General features: G+C 67.5%; 18 protein-coding genes. 10 read left to right on the plus strand and 8 right to left on the minus strand.

Translation table 11 applies throughout. The annotated features are described in order from the left end of the window. The first annotated feature begins 276 nt into the window (after positions 1–276). Complete coding sequence (locus N0B71_RS06500; RefSeq protein ID WP_259757934.1) at positions 277–1,206, plus strand: S66 peptidase family protein; 930 nt, start codon at positions 277–279, stop codon at positions 1,204–1,206. A 70-nt stretch (positions 1,207–1,276) separates the two neighbouring features. Here N0B71_RS06500 and N0B71_RS06505 read toward each other — a convergent pair whose 3' ends face one another. Continuing rightward, positions 1,277–2,596 (minus strand): ATP-binding protein, encoded by a 1,320-nt coding sequence (locus tag N0B71_RS06505; protein WP_259757936.1) that lies wholly within the window; start codon positions 2,594–2,596, stop codon positions 1,277–1,279. 233 nt (positions 2,597–2,829) lie between these two features. Then, a complete protein-coding gene (gene ompR / locus N0B71_RS06510) occupies positions 2,830–3,570 on the minus strand; it encodes an osmolarity response regulator transcription factor OmpR (RefSeq protein WP_024762186.1) in 741 nt (246 codons plus the stop codon). A gap of 365 nt (positions 3,571–3,935) precedes the next feature. On the opposite strand from ompR, the gene N0B71_RS06515 reads away from it, so the two are divergent. From N0B71_RS06515 to N0B71_RS06530, 4 genes are all read left to right on the plus strand, one after another. After that, positions 3,936–6,278 carry a Tex family protein gene (locus tag N0B71_RS06515; protein ID WP_259757938.1) on the plus strand — a complete coding sequence of 781 codons (2,343 nt, stop codon included), beginning with the start codon at positions 3,936–3,938 and terminating at the stop codon, positions 6,276–6,278. Between the two features lie 58 nt (positions 6,279–6,336). Continuing rightward, positions 6,337–6,678 (plus strand): PaaI family thioesterase, encoded by a 342-nt coding sequence (locus tag N0B71_RS06520; protein ID WP_259759494.1) that lies wholly within the window; start codon positions 6,337–6,339, stop codon positions 6,676–6,678. Between the two features lie 163 nt (positions 6,679–6,841). Then, positions 6,842–8,428, plus strand: a complete 1,587-nt coding sequence (gshA, locus tag N0B71_RS06525; protein ID WP_259757939.1) for a glutamate--cysteine ligase — start codon at positions 6,842–6,844, stop codon at positions 8,426–8,428. A 139-nt stretch (positions 8,429–8,567) separates the two neighbouring features. After that, a complete protein-coding gene (locus tag N0B71_RS06530; protein WP_259757940.1) occupies positions 8,568–8,849 on the plus strand; it encodes a hypothetical protein in 282 nt (93 codons plus the stop codon). On the opposite strand, the gene argA is transcribed toward N0B71_RS06530, so the two are convergent. Together argA and argE are read right to left on the minus strand one after the other, a co-directional pair. Further along, entirely contained in the window at positions 8,810–10,108 is a 1,299-nt protein-coding gene (gene argA / locus N0B71_RS06535) for an amino-acid N-acetyltransferase (RefSeq protein ID WP_259757942.1), read from the minus strand. The two genes, N0B71_RS06530 and argA, sit on opposite strands and share 40 nt — an antisense overlap. 184 nt (positions 10,109–10,292) lie before the next feature. Beyond that, on the minus strand, positions 10,293–11,432 hold the full coding sequence (argE, locus tag N0B71_RS06540; RefSeq protein WP_259757944.1) for an acetylornithine deacetylase: 1,140 nt from the start codon (positions 11,430–11,432) through the stop codon (positions 10,293–10,295). A 188-nt stretch (positions 11,433–11,620) separates the two neighbouring features. Here argE and N0B71_RS06545 point away from each other — a divergent pair, with 188 nt between their 5' ends. The 4 genes from N0B71_RS06545 (at position 11,621) to N0B71_RS06560 (ending at position 16,408) form a co-directional block, all read left to right on the plus strand. Continuing rightward, positions 11,621–12,985 carry a CYTH domain-containing protein gene (locus N0B71_RS06545; RefSeq protein WP_259757946.1) on the plus strand — a complete coding sequence of 455 codons (1,365 nt, stop codon included), beginning with the start codon at positions 11,621–11,623 and terminating at the stop codon, positions 12,983–12,985. Positions 12,986–13,130: 145 nt separating this feature from the next. Further along, on the plus strand, positions 13,131–14,915 hold the full coding sequence (locus tag N0B71_RS06550) for a GspE/PulE family protein (protein WP_259757947.1): 1,785 nt from the start codon (positions 13,131–13,133) through the stop codon (positions 14,913–14,915). Positions 14,916–15,035: 120 nt separating this feature from the next. Beyond that, positions 15,036–15,962, plus strand: coding sequence for an SPFH domain-containing protein (locus N0B71_RS06555; RefSeq protein WP_259757948.1), 927 nt, complete (start codon positions 15,036–15,038; stop codon positions 15,960–15,962). Further along, complete coding sequence (locus tag N0B71_RS06560) at positions 15,962–16,408, plus strand: NfeD family protein (RefSeq protein WP_259757949.1); 447 nt, start codon at positions 15,962–15,964, stop codon at positions 16,406–16,408. The genes N0B71_RS06555 and N0B71_RS06560 overlap by 1 nt, the downstream gene beginning before the upstream one ends. 139 nt (positions 16,409–16,547) lie before the next feature. Here the strand turns inward: N0B71_RS06560 and lgt are convergent, their stop codons facing one another. Beyond that, positions 16,548–17,348: a prolipoprotein diacylglyceryl transferase gene (gene lgt, locus N0B71_RS06565; protein ID WP_259757950.1), complete on the minus strand. Its 801-nt coding sequence runs from the start codon at positions 17,346–17,348 to the stop codon at positions 16,548–16,550. 19 nt (positions 17,349–17,367) lie between these two features. Further along, a complete protein-coding gene (locus N0B71_RS06570) occupies positions 17,368–18,150 on the minus strand; it encodes a sulfite exporter TauE/SafE family protein (RefSeq protein ID WP_259757951.1) in 783 nt (260 codons plus the stop codon). A gap of 113 nt (positions 18,151–18,263) precedes the next feature. Here N0B71_RS06570 and N0B71_RS06575 point away from each other — a divergent pair, with 113 nt between their 5' ends. Continuing rightward, a complete protein-coding gene (locus N0B71_RS06575) occupies positions 18,264–19,010 on the plus strand; it encodes an NRDE family protein (protein WP_259757952.1) in 747 nt (248 codons plus the stop codon). On the opposite strand, the gene N0B71_RS06580 is transcribed toward N0B71_RS06575, so the two are convergent. Beyond that, a complete protein-coding gene (locus N0B71_RS06580) occupies positions 19,007–20,032 on the minus strand; it encodes a sensor domain-containing diguanylate cyclase (protein WP_259757953.1) in 1,026 nt (341 codons plus the stop codon). The genes N0B71_RS06575 and N0B71_RS06580 overlap by 4 nt on opposite strands. Before the next feature lie 86 nt (positions 20,033–20,118). Further along, positions 20,119–22,398 (minus strand): phosphoenolpyruvate--protein phosphotransferase, encoded by a 2,280-nt coding sequence (ptsP, locus tag N0B71_RS06585; RefSeq protein WP_259757955.1) that lies wholly within the window; start codon positions 22,396–22,398, stop codon positions 20,119–20,121. Positions 22,399–22,429: the final 31 nt, after the last annotated feature.

A 22,429-nucleotide genomic window follows, 5' to 3' on the forward strand; every position in this document is an offset into this window, starting at 1 on the left:
CCGGGGCTCTCGCGACGCATGCGTCGCGCCGGCTAACGCCAGGCCACGGATGGCCTGGCAGGGGGCACAGAACAGCAGGTAGTCACGACAGGGATGTCAGGAACAGACTTTCATGAAGCGCCCTTGAGCATCGCGCGGGTTTTTACCCTCACCCCAGCCCTCTCCCAGAGGGAGAGGGTTAGGGTGAGGGGAATGCGCGGTACAGCGTTGCCCCATTGAACCCTTCGCGAGCAAGCTCGCTCCTACAGGCTCACCTGACGTCACCGGAATCCCGCCATGCCCGCTTCCCGTCCCCATGCCGAACTCACCTGGTCGCCCATCGAGGGCCGCGTCGCGCTGGTGGCGCCGGCCTCGGCGATTGCCGAGGACGTGCTGGAGGCCACCCTGCGCCAGCTGGAGGTGCAGGGCATCGACTACCACCTGGGCGAGCACGCCGACGCCCGTTACCGCTACCTGGCCGGCACCACGGCGCAGCGCCTGGAGGACTTCCACGCCGCCTTCGAGCTGGACGACGTCAGCGCCGTCTGGTGCCTGCGGGGCGGCTACGGCTGCGGGCAACTCATCCCGCAACTGGACTGGCAGCGTCTCGAGGCCGCGTCGCCGCGCCCGCTGATCGGCTTCTCGGACATCTCCATCCTGCTCAGCGCCTTCCACCGCCAGGGCCTGCCGGCGATCCACGGCATGGTTGCCACCGGGCTGGGCCTGCAACCCTTGAGCGCGCCGAACGAACAGCGCGAGCGCCTGGCGTCACTGGCCTCCATCAGCCACGTGCTGGCCGGCGGACAGGGCAGGCTGGCGGTGCAGCATCTGACGGGGCCGAAGGGCGCCGTGGCGGGCGAACTGATCGGCGGCAACCTCACCGCGCTGGCCTGCATGGCCGGCACCGCGGGCGCGCTGTACGTGCCCGATGGCGCCATCCTGGTGCTCGAGGACGTGGGCGAGCCCTACTACCGCCTCGAACGCAGCCTCTGGCAACTGCTCAACAGCCTGGACGGCGCGCGCCTGGGCGCGATCTGCCTGGGCACCTTCACCGATTGCCCGCGCAAGGGCGTGGCCCACAGCCTGGACGAGATCTTCGCCGAATACGCCGCGGCGCTGGGCGTGCCGCTCTACCACGGCCTGCCCAGCGGCCACGGCGCGCACAACCGCGCCTGGCCCTACGGCCGCGCGGCGGTGCTGGAAGGCAAATCCCTGCGCTGGGAGTAGAGCCGGCTGTCCACCTCGCCAGCTGGAGCAGCCAGCCGCAACGCCGTTTCGCCGGCTCGTCAGCAGGCGCTCAGTGCGCGTCGCGCGGCAGCAGCAGGCCCAGCGGCAGGCAGACGCGCGCTTCCACACCACCGCCCTCGCGGTTGCGCAGCTCGATGCTGCCGCCGTGCTGTTCGGCGATGCGCTTGACGATGGCCAGCCCGAGGCCGGTGCCCTTGCCGCCGCGCGCTTTGTCGCCGCGGAAGAAGGGGTTGAAGATGTTATCCAGCTCCTGCGGATCGACGCCCGCACCCCGGTCGAGCACGCTGAGCACCACATAGGGCGCGCCGCCGCCACCGGCCACGTGGGCCGCCACTTCGACCTTGCCGCCGCCGTGGTTCAGGCCGTTCTCGATCAGGTTGCCCAGCAGGCGCTTGATCGACACCCGGCGGAAGCGGAACAGCGGCAGCGTCTCCAGGCACAGGCGCACGCGGTTGCCGTTCTGGTTGAAGGCGTCCGCCACCTCGCGGATCAGGTCGGCGAGGTCACCCTCTTCCACCGATTCGTCGCGCCCATCGCGGATGAAGGCGAGGAACTGGTCGAGGATGGCGTCCATGTCCTCGATGTCGCGGACCATGTCCTCGACCATCTCGCGGTCGCTGTCGGGCATCAGCTCCAGCGACAGGCGCAGGCGCGTCAGCGGCGTGCGCAGGTCGTGGGAAACCCCGGCGAGCATCAGTTCGCGCTCGCGGCCGGCTTGCTCCACATCGTCGGCCATCTGGTTGAACGCCCGGTACACCTCGGCCATCTCGCTGGGCGTTTCCGGCCCCAGCGGCAGGCGTACGCTGCGCCCCTTGCCGAACTCGCGGGAGGCGAACACCAGGCGCTTGAGCGGCTGGCTGAGCAGGCGCACGAAGATCCACGCGGCGGCGGTGGACAGCAGGCCGATGCCGAGGAACCAGCCGAGCACGCTCCAGATCTGCTGGCCGCGCAGCGGGTGCGGATAGAGCGGCACGCCGATCCAGCCTTCGCCCAGGGTCGGCGCGCGCACCCAGAGCATCGACGGATGGTGGATGCGCAGGCGCGTCTCGGTGTCGATGCCCAGCTCCATGCGCATCTGCCGCTGGAAGATTTCCGTGTACGGCCAGTGCACCTCCTCCGGCTGCCCCTGTTCGTGGGGCGCCCACTTCAGCCCGGCGGACTGGGCGATAGCCTCGCGCGACTTTTCGTCCGCCGCCCAGTACGCGCGCACGGTCAGCGCCGCACCGTGGCTGTACTGGCGGTCGACCAGCATGTCTTCGTTCATCAGCAGGTAGACCAGGGTCAGCGCCTTGGAAAACAGCACGACGATGAGCACCAGCCAGAGCGTGCGGGCGAAGAAGCTTTGCGGGAACCAGAGGGGTGTTTTCAAGAGGGCGTTACCAGGAGGCACTGATCGTAGCAGGAGAGGTGTCCGCCTCATGAACACCAAGCGAGCCGGCAGAACCCCTCTCCCTAGCCCTCTCCCTGAAGGGAGAGGGGACTGGATCGGCACCGGCTGAGACTGATGCGTCAGCCGGCACGGATAGCGCCCTCTCCCTTCAGGGAGAGGGCGGGGGAGAGGGAACCGGCGTTACGCCGCATCCATCGCCCCGAAAAGCTGGATCACTTGCGCGCCGCGCCATCCGGCACGAACACGTAGCCCACGCCCCAGACGGTCTGGATATAGCGCGGCTTCGACGGATCGGGCTCGATCAGCCGGCGCAGGCGGGAAATCTGCACGTCGATGGAGCGCTCCAGGGCGTCCCACTCGCGGCCGCGGGCGAGGTTCATCAGCTTGTCGCGGGTCAGCGGCTCGCGGGCGTGCTGCACCAGGGCCTTGAGCACGGCGAACTCACCGGTGGTGAGCATGTGCACTTCCTCGCCCTTCTTCAGCTCGCGGGTGGCCAGGTGCAGCTCGTAGTCGCCGAAGGTGACGATTTCGTCCTCGCCGGCCGGCGCGCCCGGCACCAGCGGCGCCTGGCGGCGCAGCACGGCCTTGATCCGCGCCAGCAATTCGCGCGGGTTGAACGGTTTGGCCAGGTAGTCGTCGGCGCCCTGCTCCAGGCCCGAGATGCGGCTGGATTCGTCGCCCTTGGCGGTGAGCATGATGATCGGGATCTGGTTGTTCGACTCGCGCAGGCGCTTGCACGCGGAGAGGCCATCTTCGCCGGGCATCATCAGGTCCAGCACGACCAGCTGGAACAGCTCGCGGGCCAGCAGGCGGTCCATCTGCTCGGTGTTTTCGACGGCGCGGACGCGATAACCCTGCTCATCGAGGAAGCGTTCCAGCAGACGGCGCAGGCGCGCGTCGTCATCGACCACGAGGATCTTTTCGCCTTCGGGCAGGGTGGCAGCGTTGCTCATGGAAACTCCCAGAATCTGATTCGGCGGGCATTATCGCCCAGCAGCCGCGCATCACGGCCTGTCCATTGTTAGCAGATTTTTCCCCGACCAGCCGCCCACCCGGTGAAATTGTCGCGGGTATAATGCGGCGCTTTTGCGGCGGGGCGTTGTCACAGGGCCTGTCGAGCGACCGGGAACTCCGGTCCAGATGCTCTGTTATGAGCCTGTTCATGATCGTGCGAGCTAGAGCAGAACAAGGCGAGGACAGCTGAGAAGGCTCCAGTTGACTGCTGTCAATGAGCATTTCTCAGTTGGCCTCAACGCAGTAATGCCGACGCGCAGCAGATCATGCGCCCCGTATTTCGTTGGTTTCACCAGGTGGATTCATGGACAGCATTAACACCCGTATCGCCGAAGAGCTTTCCGCACTGCCCTCCGGCCGCGTTCAACCGCAGCAAGTCGCCGCTGCCGTCGCCCTCCTCGATGAAGGCTCCACCGTTCCCTTCATCGCCCGTTACCGGAAAGAAGTCACCGGCAGCCTGGATGACACCCAGCTGCGCCTGCTCGAAGAACGCCTGCGTTACCTGCGCGAGCTGGACGAGCGCCGTGGCGCGATCCTCGCCAGCATCGAGGAACAGGGCAAGCTGACCCCGGAGCTGGCCCGCGAAATCAACCTCGCCGACACCAAGACCCGCCTCGAAGACCTCTACCTGCCCTATAAGCAGAAGCGCCGCACCAAGGGCCAGATCGCCCTGGAAGCCGGCCTGGGCGAGCTGGCCGACGCGCTGTTCAATGACCCGAGCCTGACCCCGGAAAGCGAAGCCGCGCGCTTCGTCGATGCCGAGAAGGGCTTCGCCGACACCCGCGCCGTGCTCGAAGGCGCCAAGTACATCCTCATGGAGCGCTTCGCCGAGGACGCCACCCTGCTGGACCGCCTGCGCGGCTTCCTCAAGGACAACGCCACCCTCGCCGCGCGCGTGGTGCCGGGCAAGGAAACCGAAGGCGCCAAGTTCAGCGATTACTTCGAGCACGACGAGCCGCTGAAGAACGCGCCGTCGCACCGCGCCCTGGCGATCTTCCGCGGCCGCAACGAAGGCGTGCTGAGCGTCACCCTGAAAGTCGGCGAGGAGCTGCCGAGCTCCGCGCACCCGTGCGAAACCATGATCGGCGAGCGCTTCGGCATCAGCAACCAGGGCCGCGCCGCCGACAAGTGGCTGTCCGAAGTGGTGCGCTGGACCTGGAAGGTCAAGCTCTATACCCACCTGGAAACCGACCTGCTGGGCGAACTGCGCGAAGGCGCCGATGCCGAGGCGATCAACGTCTTCGCCCGTAACCTGCACGACCTGCTGCTGGCCGCACCGGCCGGCCCGCGCGCTACCCTGGGCCTGGACCCGGGCCTGCGCACCGGCGTGAAGGTCGCGGTGGTCGATGCCACCGGCAAGCTGCTGGATACCGCCACCGTCTACCCCCACGCGCCGAAGAACCAGTGGGACCAGACCATCGCCGTGCTCGCCGCGCTCTGCGCCAAGCACCAGGTGGAGCTGATCGCCATCGGCAACGGCACCGCCAGCCGCGAGACCGACAAGCTGGCCGCCGAGCTGATCAAGAAATACCCGGCGCTCAAGTGCACCAAGATCATGGTCAGCGAGGCCGGCGCGTCGGTGTACTCGGCCTCCGAGCTGGCCGCCAAGGAATTCCCGGACCTCGACGTTTCCCTGCGCGGCGCCGTGTCCATCGCGCGCCGCCTGCAGGACCCGCTGGCCGAGCTGGTGAAGATCGAGCCCAAGTCCATCGGCGTCGGTCAGTACCAGCACGACGTGTCCCAGCTGCAACTGGCGCGCAGCCTGGATGCCGTGGTGGAGGACTGCGTGAACGCCGTGGGCGTGGACGTCAACACCGCCTCCGCCGCGCTGCTGGCACGCATCTCCGGCCTCAACAGCACCCTGGCGCAGAACATCGTGGCGCACCGTGACGCCAACGGCGCGTTCCGCACCCGTGACGAGCTGAAGAAAGTCAGCCGCCTGGGCGAAAAGACCTTCGAGCAGGCCGCCGGCTTCCTCCGCGTGATGAACGGCGACAACCCGCTGGACGCCTCCGCGGTGCACCCGGAAACCTACCCGCTGGTGCAGCGCATCGCCGCCGACACCGGCCGCGACGTGCGCTCGCTGATCGGCGACTCGGCCTTCCTCAAGCGCCTGGACCCGAAGAAGTTCACCGACGAGCAGTTCGGCCTGCCCACCGTCACCGACATCCTCAAGGAACTCGACAAGCCCGGCCGCGACCCGCGCCCGGAGTTCAAGACCGCCGAGTTCCAGGAAGGCGTCGAGAGCCTCAAGGACCTGACGCCGGGCATGGTGCTCGAAGGCGTGGTGACCAACGTCACCAACTTCGGCGCCTTCGTCGACATCGGCGTCCACCAGGACGGCCTGGTGCACATCTCCGCGCTGTCGGAGAAGTTCGTCAAGGACCCGTACGAAGTGGTCAAGGCCGGTGACATCGTCAAGGTCAAGGTCATGGAAGTGGACATCCCGCGCAATCGCGTCGGCCTGTCCATGCGCATGAGCGACACCCCCGGCGAGAAGGTCGACGGTCCGCGCGGCGGCGGCCGCCCCGGCAACGGCGCTCCGCGTGGCGAGCGCAGCAGCGCCCCGCGCCAGCCGGAGAAGGCCCCGGCGAACAATGCCATGGCCTCGCTGTTCGCCAACGCCAAGCAGCTGAAGAAGAAGTGAGGAAAGCCCCGTGAGCGAGATCCCCAGCCGCGACACACTGATCAGCGCCTTCAGCGACATGGTCGGCCTCGAGCCGGTCAGCATCGGCGATGGCGTGGCCGAGGTGAGCCTGACGATGGCCGAGCACCTGCGCAACCGTGGCAACATGATGCACGGCGGCGCGCTCTTCTCGCTGATGGATGTCGCCATGGGCCTGGCCTGCTCCAGTGCCCATGGCTTCGACCGGCAGAGCGTCACCCTGGAATGCAAGATCAACTATATCCGCGCGGTCGCCGAGGGCGAGGTGCGCTGTGTGGCCAGGGTCCTGCATGCCGGTCGCCGCTCGCTGGTGGTCGAGGCGGAGATCCACCAGGGCGACAAGCTGGTCGCCAAGGGACAAGGCACCTTCGCCCAGCTGTAAATGGCGCCCGCGTCACTGACCTATGCTGTCGTCCGGAGCCCGAATGGCGGGCACCGGCGCAGCCTCTCTCCGAGCCAGGCGACAACGCCGGTTGTGTTCTCCCCTTGTAGACCGTCCAGTCCACCCCCATAGTGGGGCGATTGCCGTGTGAAGGACTTCCAACTTGAGCGACCAACTCTCCCGCCGCCTGGCCCTGCTTGGCGATGCCGCCAACCTGTCCCTGCTCACCCAGTGCCTGCACGGTATCGAACGCGAATGCCTGCGCGTCGATGAGCGCGGCAAGCTCGCCCTGACCCCGCACCCGCGTGCCCTGGGTTCGGCGCTGACCAACCCGCAGATCACCACGGACTATTCCGAGTCGCTGCTGGAGTTCATCACCCCGACGGCCACCAGCGTCGAGAAGACCCTGGACGAACTGGGCGAAATCCACCGCTTCGCCAGCGCCAAGCTCGACGGCGAATACCTGTGGAGCCCGTCGATGCCCTGCGAGCTGCCGGATGAGGAAAGCATCCCGATCGCCCGCTACGGCAGCTCGCACATCGGCCGCCTGAAGTACGTCTACCGCAAGGGCCTGGCCCTGCGCTACGGCAAGACCATGCAGTGCATCGCCGGCATCCACTACAACTTCTCCCTGCCCGAGGGGCTGTGGGAGCTGCTGCGCCAGGACGAGGGCAGCGAGAAGAGCGCGCGGGACTTCCAGTCGCACCGCTACATCGCGATGATCCGCAACTTCCGCCGCTACAGCTGGCTGCTGATGTACCTGTTCGGCGCATCCCCGGCCCTGGACGCCGGCTTCCTGCGCGGCCGCCCGCACGGCCTGGACGCCTTCGACGAACACACCCTGTACCTGCCCTACGCCACCAGCCTGCGCATGAGCGACCTGGGCTACCAGAACAACGCCCAGGCGGGCCTCACGCCCTGCTACAACGATCTGGACAGCTACATCGACAGCCTGCGCCGTGCGGTCAGCACGCCGTATGCGCCGTACGAGAAGGTCGGCACCAAGATCGATGGCGAGTGGGTGCAACTCAACACCAACATCCTGCAGATCGAGAACGAGTACTACTCGAGCATCCGCCCCAAACGCGTCACCTACACCGGCGAGCGCCCGATCCAGGCGCTGATGGCCCGTGGCGTGCAGTACGTCGAGGCACGCTGCCTGGACATCAACCCCTTCCTGCCGCTGGGCATCGACCTCGTCGAGGCGCGTTTCCTCGATGCCTTCCTGCTCTATTGCGCGCTCTCCGACAGCCCGCCGCTGGGCGGCTGCGAGTGCGGCGCGGCCACCAGTAACTTCCTCAAGGTCGTGAAGGAAGGCCGTCGTCCGGGGCTGAAGCTGGAACGCGGCGGCCAGCAGATCGAGATGAAGGAATGGGCCGGCGCCCTGCTCGACGCCATTGCGCCGATCATCGACCTGCTCGACCGCGCCAATGACAGCGGCCTGCACGCGCAGAGCCTGGCCGAACAGCGCGCCAAGGTGGCCGATGCCGACCTGACGCCATCGGCCCGCGTCCTGGCGGAAATGCGCGAACGTGGCGAAAGCTTCGAAGCCTTCGCCCTGCGCTACAGCCGCCAGCACGCGCAGACGCTGCGCAGCGAGCCGCTGAGCGCGGAACAACAGGCCCGCTTCGAAGCCATGGCCAGCGAGTCCCTGGCCGAACAGGCGGAGCTGGAGAAGCAGCCCGAAGGCGATTTCGATACCTTCGTCGCCGCCTACCAGGCCAGCATTCTTGGGCTGATCAGCGTCTGAAGTTGCAAGAAATCGCTGACAGGCAGCTCATAGAGTTCTGATCGGCAACCTGCGCGTCGGGAGGGAGAATCCTTCCTCCTTTCGGACCCTGCCCGGCCTTGCCGGCAGCGGTCCAGCCAAGACCGCAGGAAAGCCATCCATGCTCCCTCCTTCCCCCCAATGGACGCTCCATCAACTGGAAGTCGCCTACCGCCAGGGCTATCTGGAAGCGCTGCTCGAGCGCCAGCCCCGCCGCCCCAGCCATGACATCCTCGCCGCCAGCTGGGAAGCCGGCCGGCGCGACGGCGCCCAGCAGCGACGCCAGCGCCGCGCCACGCCCGAGTCGGCGCCCCGCCAGGCGCTGGACCTGGGCGAGCCGGGCACGCTCAAGGCCAGTTTCGATCAGAGCGCCTTCTCGAACACCTGGGAATTGCGCTGGTAGTTGTACAGCGATGCCCGCGCCGCCGGCAGGCGCTCGACGCTGCTGGGCTGGAAGCCGCGCTCGCGGAACCAGTGTGCGGTGCGCGTGGTGAGCACGTAGAGGGTCTTCAGCCCGAGGTTGCGCGCGCGCTGTTCGATGCGTTCGAGCAGGTCGTCGCCGCGCCCGCCGTGGCGATACTCGGGGTTCACCGCCAGGCACGCCAGCTCGCCGGCATCGGAATCGGCGATGGGATAGAGCGCCGCGCAGGCGATGATCAGCCCTTCGCGCTCGACGATGCTGAACTGCTCGATCTCGCGCTCCAGCACCTCGCGGGAGCGACGCACCAGGATGCCCTGCTCTTCCAGCGGGCGAATCAGCTCCAGCAGGCCGCCGACGTCCTCGATGCCCGCCTCGCGCAGTTGCTCGAACTGCTCCTGGGCCACCAGGGTGCCGTTGCCGGTGCGGGTGAACAGCTCGCTGAGCAGCGAGCCGTCTTCGGTGTAGCTGACGATGTGGCTGCGCCGCACGCCCGCGCGGCAGGCCTGGGCGGCGGCGTCCAGCAGCTCGCCCTGGTAGCTCGCGCCGAGGCGCTCCAGGTGCGCCGGCACCTGCTGCGGGCGCAGTTCGCGCACCAGCTTGCCGTCGTCGTCCAGCAGGCCGCGTTCGGCCCCGTAGAGGATCAGCTTGTCCGCACCCAGGTCGATGGCCGCGCGCATGGCCACGTCCTCGCAGGCGAGGTTGAAGATTTCCCCGGTGGGCGAGTAGCCCAGCGGCGAGAGCAGCACGATGCTGCGCTCGTCGAGCTGGCGGTTGATGCCCTTGCGGTCGATGCGCCGCACTTCGCCGGTGTGGTGGTAGTCGATGCCGTCGACCACGCCGATCGGCCGCGCGGTGACGAAGTTGCCGGCGGTCACGCGCAGGCGCGAGCCCTGCATCGGCGAGGCGGCCATGTCCATCGACAGGCGCGCTTCGATGGCGATGCGCAGGCTGCCGACGGCGTCGATGACGCAGTCCAGGGTCGGCGCATCGGTGACCCGCAGGCCACGGTGGAAGCGCGGCGCCAGCCCGTGGGAGGCCAGGCGCGCCTCGATCTGCGGGCGCGAACCATGGACCAGCACCAGGCGCACGCCCAGGCTGTGCAGCAGCACCAGGTCGTGGACGATATTGCCGAAATTGGGGTCTTCGACGCCCTCGCCGGGCAGCATCACCACGAAGGTGCAGTCGCGGTGGGAATTGATGTAGGGCGAAGCGTGGCGCAGCCAGTTGACGTAGTCGTGCATTGCTTGAAAAGCCTGTCGTTCGAGTGGGCGGAAAGCTGTCGGATGCGGCCGGGGCACGGCCTGAGGCGGCGCGGTTATCGTCGTCGCATGAACATCGACAGGTTTCTCCTCTTGGATAGGGTGGGCCCGTTATCGGGGCGCTCTACAGGCAACGCTTCAGCGGTGGCTGACGTCGGAAACAGTCCTACAGACAGTAATGACGGATCAGCCCGCGCAGTAATTCGACGCACGGCTCGATTCGGTCGAGCGCCAGGTGTTCGTCCGGCTGGTGGGCGCAGGCAATGTCGCCGGGGCCCAGCACCAGGGTCTGGCAGCCGAGCTGCTGAAGATACGGTGCTTCGGTGCCAAAGGCTACCGCTTGTGCCGTGTGCCCGGTCAGACTTTCGGCCAGCCGCACCAGTTCGCTCTGCGCCGGCTCCTCGAAGGGTGGCACGGCGGGGAACAACGGCGCGTAGTCGATCTTCACCGCATGGCGTTCGGCGACGGGTACGAGGCGCTCGCGGATGGCGTGGCGCAGCACGTCCGGGTCCATCCCCGGCAGGGGGCGCAGGTCGAACTCCAGGGCGCACTGGCCGCAGATGCGGTTGGGATTGTCGCCGCCGTGGATGCAGCCCAGGTTGAGGGTGGGCTGCGGCACGCTGAACTGCGGATTGTTGAACTGCGCCTGCCACTGGCTGCGCAGGCCCTGCAATTTGCCCATCACCGCCTGCATCGCCTCCAGCGCACTGCGCCCCAGGCTCGGGTCGGAGGAGTGGCCGCTCTGCCCGAGGATGTCGATGCGCTCCATCATCACGCCCTTGTGCAGGCGGATCGGCTTGAGATTGGTCGGCTCGCCGATCACCGCCGCGCGCCCCAGCGGCCGCCCTGCCTCGGCCAGCGCGCGGGCGCCGGCCATGGAGCTTTCCTCGTCGCAGGTGGCCAGCAGGATCAGCGGCTGCTTGAACGGCTGCCCCAGCAGCGGCAGCAGCGCCTCGATGGCCAGGGCGAAGAAGCCCTTCATGTCGCAGGCGCCCAGGCCGAACCAGCGCCCGTCACGTTCGCTCAGGCCCAGCGGGTCGCTTTTCCACAGGGCTTCGTCGTAGGGCACGGTGTCGGTGTGGCCGGCCAGCACCAGGCCGCCGGGGCCACTGCCGAGGGTGGCGAGCAGGTTGAACTTGCCCGGCGACACCGGCTGCATCTCGCAGGCGAAGCCCAGGTCCACCAGCCAGTTGCCGAGCAGCTCGACCACCGGGCGATTGGACTGGTCCAGCGCGGGCTGGGTGCAACTGACCGACGGCAGCGCGATTAGCTCGGCGAAACGTTGTTTGAGTGGCGGCAACGGCATGGCGTACTCCGGAAGACAGGCCCTCACTATGGACCATGCGGCGATGCGGTAAAACCTCGCGGAGCCCGGCAGGAATGGTGAAGTCCTGTAGACTGCATGACTTTGAAGTCTTTTTCGCACCCGTCGTTCCGTCCTTCATACAGCAGGATGGGAAATCGGACGCGACCGCTCTGAACCGGACCCCCGCCATGCAGAAAGAAACCGAAATCAAACTGCGCGCCAGTCGCGAGACCCTCGAAGCCCTGCGCGAGCACCCGGCGCTGAAGAAGCGCAACAAATCCGGCTGGGAGCCCCGTGAGCTGTTCAACCAGTACTACGACACGCCGGCCCGCGACCTGGCCCGCGCCCGCGTGGCGCTGCGCCTGCGCAAGGACGGCGAGCAGTTCATCCAGACCCTCAAGACCCGCGGCCAGAGCGTGGCCGGGCTGTCCGAGCGCAACGAGTGGGACTGGTACCTGGAGAAGAACAAGCTCGACCTGAAGAAACTCGACGACCAGTGCTGGCCGGTCGCCCTGGCCGACCTGGACAAGAAGACCCTCAAGCCGATCTTCAGCACCGATTTCACCCGCCAGCGCGCCGAGATCGCCTGGGGCCGCGGCAAGGCCAAGGTGGTGATCGAAGCCGCGCTGGACCTGGGCAAGGTGGTCGCCGGCAAGCAGGCCGAGGAGATCTGCGAGCTGGAACTGGAACTGCGCCAGGGCGAGCCCGAGGCGCTGCTGGACCTGGCCATCGAACTCGCCGCCGACCTTGCGCTGATGCCCTGCGACATCAGCAAGGCCGAGCGCGGCTACCGCCTGTTCGACCCGGCCAGCTACAGCGTGCAGCCCGACACCCAGAAGCTGCTGCATGAAACCCCGCTGGACGGCGCCTTTGCGGCGCTGTCGTGGTCGCTGCTGGGCAGCAGCCAGCGCCTGGCCGAGCAATACCGCTTCAACGGCCACTGGAGCCTGCTGGAAAGCTGGCTGCAGCAACTGGTCGACCTGCGCGCCCTGCTCGGCAGCCTTGGCCAGGCCGTGCCGCGCGCCAGCACCCGCGAACTGCGCGCCGCCCTCGATGCCCTGATCGCCGACTGGCAGCCGCGCATCGAACAAGGCCGCCACGACGAATCCGTGCGCCAGCAGATGCCCGCTGCCTTCCGCGAGGAACTGGCGAACCTGCGCTGGGGTCAGTTCTCCCTGAGCACTTCGCGCTGGCTGCTGGGCAAGGCCTGGACCGTGGAGCGCAACGAGCGCGCCAACCGCCTGGGCGGCTCCGCCGTCGGCAAGTGGCTGCAGCGCACCCTGGCCGAAGAGGCGCAGGCCATGCCGCTGCAACGCGCCCAGCAATTGCCCGAAGTGCTCGCCGACCAGCTGCCGCGCCTGCAGCGCATGCTGGTCTGGCTGCGCCTGGCGCGTAGCGTGCTGGAGCTGCCGGAAACCGACCGCCTGTACGGCGAGCTGGCCAAGCTGCAGGAGCTGCTCGTGACGCCCGACGCCGAGGGGCGCCTGGATGCCCTGGCGGCTCAGGCCCATACTGTGCTGACCCTCAAGTCGTGGAAGGCGCTTTTGAAATAATCTTCCGGCGAGCGGCGCGCCCGGGCTCTTCGCAGGAGCGAGTTCGCTCGCGAACCAGACCTGGCACCGTGCCAACGAGGTTCGCGAGCAAGCGCGCTCCTACAGATCGCCGCGACCCGGCCCGCCACGCCCCACAGGAGTTCTGATGTCCGTCTTCGCTTCCTCCGCCCAGGACCGTCTGCTCGACCTGGGCGATATCCTCCGCGAACTGGTCGCCCAGGGCCGCGTCGATCAGAACGACGCCGAACAATGCCTGGCGATCCGCCGCAGCGCGGTGAAGAACCAGCAGCATCCGCTGGAGTTCCTCGCCGCGCAGCAGGTCGAGGACCGTCAGCGGCCGGGACGCAAGCTGGACCTGGAAACCCTGGTGCATTGGCTGGCGGAGTTCTCCGGCCAGCCTTACCTGCGCATCGACCCGCTGAAGATCGACGTCGCCTCGCTGACCCCGCTGATGTCCTACGCCTTCGCCCAGCGCCACCAGATCCTGGCGGTGGCGGTCAGCCCGGACGAAGTCACCATCGCCAGCGCCCAGCCCTTCGTGCGCGCCTGGGAGAGTAACCTCACCCACGTGCTCAAGCGGCCGATCAGGCGCGTGGTGGCCAACCCGGTGGACATCCAGCGCTTCACCGTGGAGTTCTACCGCCTGGCCAAGTCGGTCAGCGGCGCCACCGCCAAGGACATGAAGCTCAGCGGCGTCGGCAACTTCGAGCAATTGCTCAACCTGGGCGCCAGCGACCAGGAGCCCGATGCCAACGACGCGCACATCGTCACCATCGTCGACTGGCTGTTCCAGTACGCCTTCCAGCAGCGCGCCAGCGACATCCACATCGAGCCGCGCCGCGAGCAGGGCACGGTGCGCTTCCGCATCGACGGCGTGCTGCACAACGTCTACCAGTTCCCGCCCCAGGTGAGCATGGCGGTGGTCAGCCGCCTGAAGACTCTGGGCCGCATGAACGTCGCCGAGAAGCGCAAGCCGCAGGACGGCCGGGTGAAGACCAAGACCCCGGACGGCGCCGAAGTCGAACTGCGCCTGTCGACGCTGCCCACGGCCTTCGGCGAGAAGATGGTGATGCGGATCTTCGACCCCGAGGTGCTGCTCAAGACCTTCGACCAGCTGGGCTTCTCGCCGGACGACCTGCGCCGCTGGGAGAGCATGACCAGCCAGCCCAACGGCATCATCCTGGTCACCGGGCCGACCGGTTCGGGCAAGACCACCACGCTCTACACCACGCTCAAGCAACTGGCGACCGACGAGGTGAACGTCTGCACCATCGAGGACCCGATCGAGATGATCGAGCCCACGTTCAACCAGATGCAGGTGCAGCACAACATCGACCTGACCTTCGCCAGCGGCGTACGCGCCCTGCTGCGCCAGGACCCGGACATCATCATGGTCGGCGAGATCCGCGACCTGGAGACCGCCGAGATGGCGATCCAGGCGGCGCTCACCGGCCACCTGGTGCTCTCCACGTTGCACACCAACGACTCGCCCACCGCCATCACCCGCCTGCTGGAACTGGGCGTGCCCTACTACCTGATCCGCGCCACCGTGCTCGGCGTCATGGCCCAGCGCCTGGTGCGCACCCTGTGCCCGCACTGCAAGGCGCCGATGGAACTGCACGAGGAAGACTGGCAGGAAGTCACCCGCCCCTGGAACGCCCCGCTGCCCACCGGCGCGCACCAGGCCGTGGGCTGCCTGGAGTGCCGCGACACCGGCTACCGGGGCCGGGCCGGGGTGTACGAGATCATGCTGCTGAGCGAATCGCTGAAGGAGCTGATCACCGCCGATACCGACCTCATCCCGCTGCGCCGCCAGGCCTTCAAGGAAGGCATGCGCAGCCTGCGCCTGTCCGGCGCACAGAAGGTCGCGGCAGGCCTGACGACCATCGAGGAAGTGCTGCGGGTCACACCGCAAAGCGAGCAGAAGTGAGCCACCCGTCAGTCGCTTGAGAAAAGTCCTCGGGCGGCTGCTGCACTTTCCTGCATGCCAGCCTGGCGTGCCGGTTACACTCGATCCTCCCCTATCCACGCCAGACAAGGAGTCCTTCGCATGGAAATCGGCAGCGTCGCCCTGCTTTTCGTCATTCTCGCCATCGTCATCGTTCTCATGGGGTTCAAGGTCGTGCCCCAGGGCTACGAATGGACCATCGAGCGCTTCGGCCGCTACACCGTCACCTTGAAGCCGGGCCTGAGCATCATCATTCCGGTGGTGGACCGCGTCGGGCAGAAGATCAACATGATGGAGCGCGTGCTCGACGTGCCGCCGCAGGAAGCGATCAGCGCCGACAACGCCATCGTGCAGATCGACGCCGTGTGCTTCTTCCAGGTGGTCGACGCGGCGCGCGCGGCCTATGAAGTGAGCGGGCTGGAAAACGCCGTGCGCAACCTGGTGATGACCAACATCCGCACCGTGCTCGGCTCCATGGAGCTGGACCACATGCTCAGCCAGCGCGACGCGATCAACGAGCGCCTGCTGCGCACCGTCGACGAGGCCACTGCGCCCTGGGGCCTGAAGGTCACCCGCATCGAGATCAAGGACATCAGCCCGCCGGCCGACCTGGTGGAAGCCATGGCCAGCCAGATGAAGGCCGAGCGCCTGAAGCGCGCGCAGATCCTCGAGGCCGAAGGCCGCCGCGCCGCCGAAATCCTCACCGCCGAGGGCAAGAAGCAGGCGCAGATCCTCGAAGCCGAGGGCCTGCGCCAGTCGGCCTTCCTCGAATCCGAAGCCCGCGAGCGCCAGGCCGAGGCCGAAGCCAAGGCGACCCAGGTGGTCTCCGAAGCCATCGCCAGCGGCAACGTGCAGGCGATCAACTACTTCGTCGCGCAGAAATACGTCGACGCCCTCGGCCAACTGGCCAGCTCCAACAACAGCAAGATCGTGCTGATGCCGCTGGAGGCCAGCCAGGTGATCGGCGCGGTCGGCGGCATCGGCGAGATCGTCAAGGCCACCTTCGGCGACAACAAGGGCCGTAGCTGATGCTGGGCTTCCTGGAACACCTGGGCTTCTGGGACTGGCTGGGCCTGGGCATCGTCCTGCTGATCCTGGAGATCTTCGGTGCCGGCGGCTACCTGCTGTGGATCGGCATCGCCGCGGCGCTGACCGGCGTGCTGTCGTTCCTGCTGCCGGGGCTGGACTGGGTCTGGCAATGCCTGGCGTTCGGCGTGCTGGCGATCCTCACCGCGCTCTACTGGTGGAACCACCAGCGCCTGAACAAACGCCAGGCCGTACCCTCCAGCCTCAACCGCCGCGGCAGCGAGCTGGTCGGGCGGCAGTTCACCCTGCACGACGCCATCGTCGGCGGACGCGGCAAGATCCGCGTGGGCGACAGCGTCTGGCTGGTCAGCGGGCCGGACCTGCCCGTCGGCGCGCAGGTGCGCGTGACCGGGCAGGATGGCGTGCTGCTTCTCGTCGAACCCGTCTGAGCGCCGATCTAGCCGGTATCTGTAGGAGCGAGCTTGCTCGCGAACATGCCCCGCTGCGAGTGTTGGTTCGCGAGCAAGCTCGCTCCTACGAAAAGCAAAAAAGCCCGCCAATCGGCGGGCTTTTTCATTCAGGCGACACTCAGCTCGCAGCCGGCTGTGCCGGGGCGCGGCGGTAGGCCCACACCATCAGCGCGATACCGCCCAGCACCATCGGCACGCACAGCACCTGGCCCATGGTCAGCCAGCCCCACGCCAGGTAGCCCAGCTGGGCATCCGGCACGCGGACGAACTCGACGATGAAGCGGAAGATGCCGTAGCACAGCACGAACAGGCCGGACACCGAGGCAGTCGGGCGCGGCTTGCGGGTGAACAGCCAGAGCACGACGAACAGCGCCACGCCTTCCAGCGCGAACTGGTACAGCTGCGACGGATGGCGCGGATACGGGCCGCCGGTGGGGAAGATCATCGCCCAGGGCACGTCGGTCACCTTGCCCCACAGCTCGCCGTTGATGAAGTTGCCGATGCGCCCGGCGCCCAGGCCGATCGGCACCAGCGGCGCGATCAGGTCCATCAGCTGGAAGAAGCTCTTGTTGTTGCGCTTGCCGAACCACCAGGTGGCCAGCATCACGCCGATCAGACCACCATGGAACGACATGCCGCCCTTCCACACCTCGAAGATCAGCGTCGGGTTGGCGATGTACTCGTCCAGGTTGTAGAACAGCACGTAGCCCAGGCGACCGCCCAGGACCACGCCGCACGCCACCCAGAAGACCAGGTCGGAGAGCTTCTCCTTGGTCCAGGTCGGGTCGAAATCCTTCAGCTTGCGCGACGCCAGCAGCCAGGCGCCGCCGATGCCGATCAGGTACATCAGGCCGTACCAGTGGATTTTCAGCGGCCCGAGCGATACGGCAACCGGGTCGATCTGTGGATAAGGCAGCATCCGCTTCTCCTAGCAGGAATCAGATCAGGAAACTCAAGCCCACGCCGAACAGCAGCAGGGCGAACAAACGCTTCAGGACCTTGGCGGGCAAGCGATGCGCCAGCCGTGCCCCGATGCGGGCGAAGAACATGCTGGTGACGGCAATGCCGACCAGCGCCGGGAGGTAGACGAAACCCAGGCTCAGCGGCGGCAACTGGTCGTGGTGCCAGCCGACGACGATGAAGGATATCGCGCCGGCGATGGCGATCGGCAGGCCGCACGCCGAGGAAGTCGCAACCGCCTGTTGCATGGAGACGCCGCGCCAGCTCAGGAAAGGCACGGTCAGCGAACCGCCGCCGATGCCGAAGATCGCCGACGCCCAGCCCACCAGGCCGCCGGCCACGCCCAGGCCGAAGCGCCCCGGCAGCTCGCGCGCGCCCTTGGGTTGCAGGCCCAGGGCCATCTGCAGCGACACCAGGATGGCGAAACTGCCGATGATCTTCTGCAGCACCGGCCCCTGGATCTTCGCGGCGGTGATCGCGCCCAGCGCGCTGCCGACCAGGATGCCGACGGTCATCCAGGCGAACACCGGCCAGCGCACCGCGCCGCGGCGGTGGTGTTCGAGGATCGAATTGACCGAGGTGAAGATGATGGTCGCCAGCGAGGTACCAACCGCCATCTGGGTCAGCACGTCGGGCGAAAAACCGTGGGCGCCGAAGCTGAACACCAGGGCGGGGACGATGATCAACCCGCCGCCGACGCCGAACAGGCCGGCGAGCACGCCAGCACAGGCGCCAAGCACCAGGTAGAGCACGAACTCCATGGGCAACCTCGGGCAACAAAGCGGGCATGGTAGCCGAAGGCTCCGGGGCGCTCCAGCCACTCCGGGACTTCGCTGGATGTTGATAGACTGCGGACACACTACGGAGTTCGCCCATGTGCCTGATCGTCTTCGCCTGGCGCCCCGGCCACGCCAGGCCCCTGATCGTCGCGGCCAACCGCGATGAGTTCTACGCCCGCCCCGCCCTGCCGCTGGCGGCCTGGGAGGATTCTCCCGGCGTCTATGCCGGGCGCGACCTGGAAGCGGGCGGGACCTGGCTGGGGGTGGCGCCGGACGGCCGCTTCGCCGCCCTGACCAACGTTCGCGACCCCGGCCAGCCGCTGGGCCCGCGCTCGCGAGGCGAACTGGTGGCGGCGTTCCTGCAGGGTCGCCAATCGCCGCTGGAGTACCTGCAGCAGGTGGCCCGCCGTGCGTCGGACTACAGCGGCTTCAACCTGCTGGTGGGCGATGGGGCACAGCTCTGCTACCTCAATCCCCGCGTCGGCCCGCCGGTGGCGGTGGCGCCGGGCGTGCACGGGCTGTCGAACGCCGCACTGGACACGCCCTGGCCGAAGCTGCTGAGCGCCCGCGACGGACTGGAGGCGGTCCTGGGCGCACCCGACACCGGCGCCCTGGTCGCCCTGCTGCGCGACAACCGCCAGCCCTCCGATGCGGAACTGCCGGACACCGGCGTGGGCCTGGCCACCGAGCGCCTGCTGTCGAGCGTGTTCATCGCCAGCCCCACCTACGGCACCCGCGCCAGCACCGCGCTGATCGTCCACGCGGACGGCCGCCGCGAGCTGCTGGAACACAGTTTCGGCCCCAGCGGCGCGCGCCTGGGCGAGGTGGCGCTGAGCGTCTAGCAGACGACGATACAGTCGCGCTGGCGTTTGGCGCGGTAGAGCCCGTCGTCCAGCCGGCGCAGCATCGCCATCAGGTCCTCGCCGGGCTGCATCTCGGTGACCGAGAAACTGGCGGTGAGCTGGGTCGGCAGCGAGATGTCCGCCCGGCGCAGGCTCAGGCGCAGCCGTTCGGCCAGCTCCCGCGCCGCCTCGCCGGTGGTTTCCGGCAACAGCACGATGAACTCCTCGCCACCCCAGCGCGCAAAGCAGTCCTCCTCGCGCAGGCGCCGCCGCACCACTTCGGCCACCGCCACCAGCACGCGGTCGCCGGCCTGGTGGCCGAGGCTGTCGTTGATGCGCTTGAAGTGGTCGAGGTCGAACATCAGCAGCGCACAGCCGTGCTCGTGGCGTTGCAGGCGCTGCCACTCGGCGTGCATCTGCTGCTCGAAGCGCCGCCGGTTGGCGATCTGCGTCAGCGGGTCGATCTCGGCGAGGCGCTGGGCGACGGCAGCCTGCTCGGCCAGCGCCTGGTTGGCCTGGCGCAGCGCCTCGGTGCGCTGCAGCACCAGGTACTCCAGGCTCAGGTTGAGCTGGTGCAACTCGTGGTTCTTTTCCTGCAGCGCCAGCTCCGCCAGCTTGCGCTCATGGATGTTGCAGTGCGCGCCGACCATCCGCGTGGGCTTGCCGTTCTCGTCGAACTCGAAGAAGCGCCCGTGATCGCTGACCCACAGGTAATTGCCGTCCCGGCAGCGGCAGCGATACTCCTCGCGGTAGACACCGCTGCGTCCCTCCACGTAGGCGTCGAAGGCGTACATCACGCGCTCGAAATCCTCAGGATGGATGATCTCGTGCCAGGTGGCGACGTTTTGCGGAAGGCTGCCCGGGTCATAGCCGAGCATGGCGTACCAACTGGGGCTGCGGGTGACGTGGTTGGTGCGGATGTCCCAATCCCAGATGCCGTCGCTGACAATGCTCAGGGCATAACGCAGGGTGCGGGCGCTGTCGTCGGATTCCGTGCTGGGGCGTTGGTCGAGCTCTTCCATAAGCTGCGTCCCGGCCGGCAAGCCGGCCCTGTTTCATCATCTGCCCTGCGGTGATGCACGAATCCGCCAGGGGGTCGTTCGCCCGATCAGGCCTGGATGGTCGCCGCCGGGTTGATCACCCGGCCCAGACCCAGGTTGCGCAAGGCCAGGTGCAGCGAACTATGGATAACCTGCGGGTTGTCGAAGGTCATCAGCTGGCTGAGCAGTTCGCGGGCCTTGGACAGGGTCATCTGGCGCAGCAGCCACTTCACCTTGGGCAGGTTGGTGGCGTTCATCGACAGGGAATCGAAGCCCATGGCCATCAGCAGCACGGCGGCCGCCGGGTCGCCGGCCATCTCGCCGCAGATGCTCACCGGCTTGCCTTCGGCGTGGGAGTCGTCGACCACCTTCTTCAGCGCCTGCAGCACGGCCGGGTGCAGGTAGTCGTAGAGATCGGCGACGCGCGGGTTGTTGCGGTCCACCGCCAGCAGGTACTGGGTCAGGTCGTTGGAGCCGACCGAGAGGAAGTCCACCTGGCGCGCCAGCTCGCGGGTCTGGTACACGGCCGCGGGGATCTCCACCATCATGCCGATCGGCGGCATGGGGATGTCGACGCCCTCGTCGCGCACTTCGCCCCAGGCGCGGTGGATCAGGTGCAGCGCCTCTTCCAGCTCGTGGGTCCCGGAGATCATCGGCAGCAGGATGCGCAGGTTGTCCAGGCCTTCACTGGCCTTGAGCATGGCGCGGGTCTGCACCAGGAAGATTTCCGGGTGGTCGAGGGTGACGCGGATGCCGCGCCAACCGAGGAAGGGGTTGTCTTCCTTGATCGGGAAGTAGGACAGCGCCTTGTCGCCGCCGATGTCCAGGGTACGCATGGTCACCGGCAGCGGGTGGAAGGCGGAGAGCTGCTCGCGGTAGATGGCGAGCTGTTCCTTTTCGCTGGGGAAGCGGTCGTTGATCATGAACGGCACTTCCGTACGGTACAGGCCGACCCCTTCGGCGCCGCGCTCCTGGGCGCGCGCCACGTCCGCCAGCAGCCCGGTGTTGACCCACAGCGGCATGCGGTGGCCGTCCAGCGTCTCGCAGGGCAGCTCGCGCAGCGCGGCCAGGCCCTTGCTCAGTTCCTTCTCTTCGGCGACCACTTCGCCGTACTGCTTGACCAGCTGCGGCGACGGGTTGGTGTAGATCTCGCCGTGGTAGCCATCGACGATCAGGTCGATGCCGTCCACCTTGGAATACGGCAGGTCGACCGCGCCCATGACGGTCGGGATGCCCATGGCGCGGGCGAGGATGGCGACGTGGGAGTTGCCCGAGCCCAGCACCGAGATCAGGCCCACCAGCTTGCCTTCGGGGACTTCGCCGAGCATGGCCGGCGACAGCTCCTCGCTGACGATGATGGTCTGGTCGGGGTAGGTCAGCGACTGCTTACGCTCTTCCTGCAGGTACGCCAGGATGCGCCGGCCGATGTCCTTGACGTCCGATGCGCGCTCGCGCAGGTAGGCGTCGTCCATCAGCTCGAAGCGCTGCACGTGCTCCATGACCACCTGGCGCAGCGCGCCCTGGGCCCATTGGCCGGTGCGGATGATGCGTTTGACTTCCAGGCCGATGGAGGCGTCGTCGAGCATCATCAGGTAGACGTCGAACAGCGCCCGCTCTTCCTTGCGCAGCTGGGTGGCCAGCTTGCTGGAGAGGTTGCGCATGTCCTCGCGGACCGATTCCAGCGCCTGCTTGAAGCGCTCGACCTCGGCCTCGACGTCGTCGATGGGTTTGTCCGGGACCACTTCCAGGTCGGCCGGCGGCAGCACCACCACGGCCTTGCCCACGGCCACGCCGGGGGCGCCGGGCACGCCGACGAACTTGGCCTCGCTGATGCCCTTGCCGAGCTTGCCCAGGCCGCGGATCGAGCCGGTGGCTTCCGCATGGGCTATCACGCCGGCGAGCTGCGCGCTCATGGTGACGAGGAAGGCTTCCTCGCCTTCGTCGAACTGGCGCTTTTCCTTCTGCTGCACCACCAGGACGCCCATCACCCGACGGTGGTGGATGATCGGCGCGCCGAGGAAGGAGGCGTAGCGCTCCTCGCCGGTCTCGGCGAAGTAGCGGTAACGGGGGTGTTCGGAGGCGTTCTCGAGGTTCAGCGGCTCCTCGCGGGTGCCGACCAGGCCAACCAGGCCCTCGTTGGGCGCCATGCTGACCTTGCCGATGGAGCGCTTGTTCAGGCCTTCGGTGGCCATCAGCACGAAGCGGTTGCTCTCCGGGTCCAGCAGGTAGACCGAGCACACCTGGGTGCCCATCGCCTCCTTCACGCGCTGCACGATGATGCCCAGCGCCGCCTTGAGGTCCTTGGCGGAGTTCACTTCCTGGACGATCTTACGCAGCGTGTTGAGCATGGCGTGGGGGTCTAACTCCTTGAACTTCGTG

The organism is Pseudomonas sp. GCEP-101, from assembly GCF_025133575.1.
Taxonomy (GTDB): domain Bacteria; phylum Pseudomonadota; class Gammaproteobacteria; order Pseudomonadales; family Pseudomonadaceae; genus Pseudomonas; species Pseudomonas nitroreducens_B.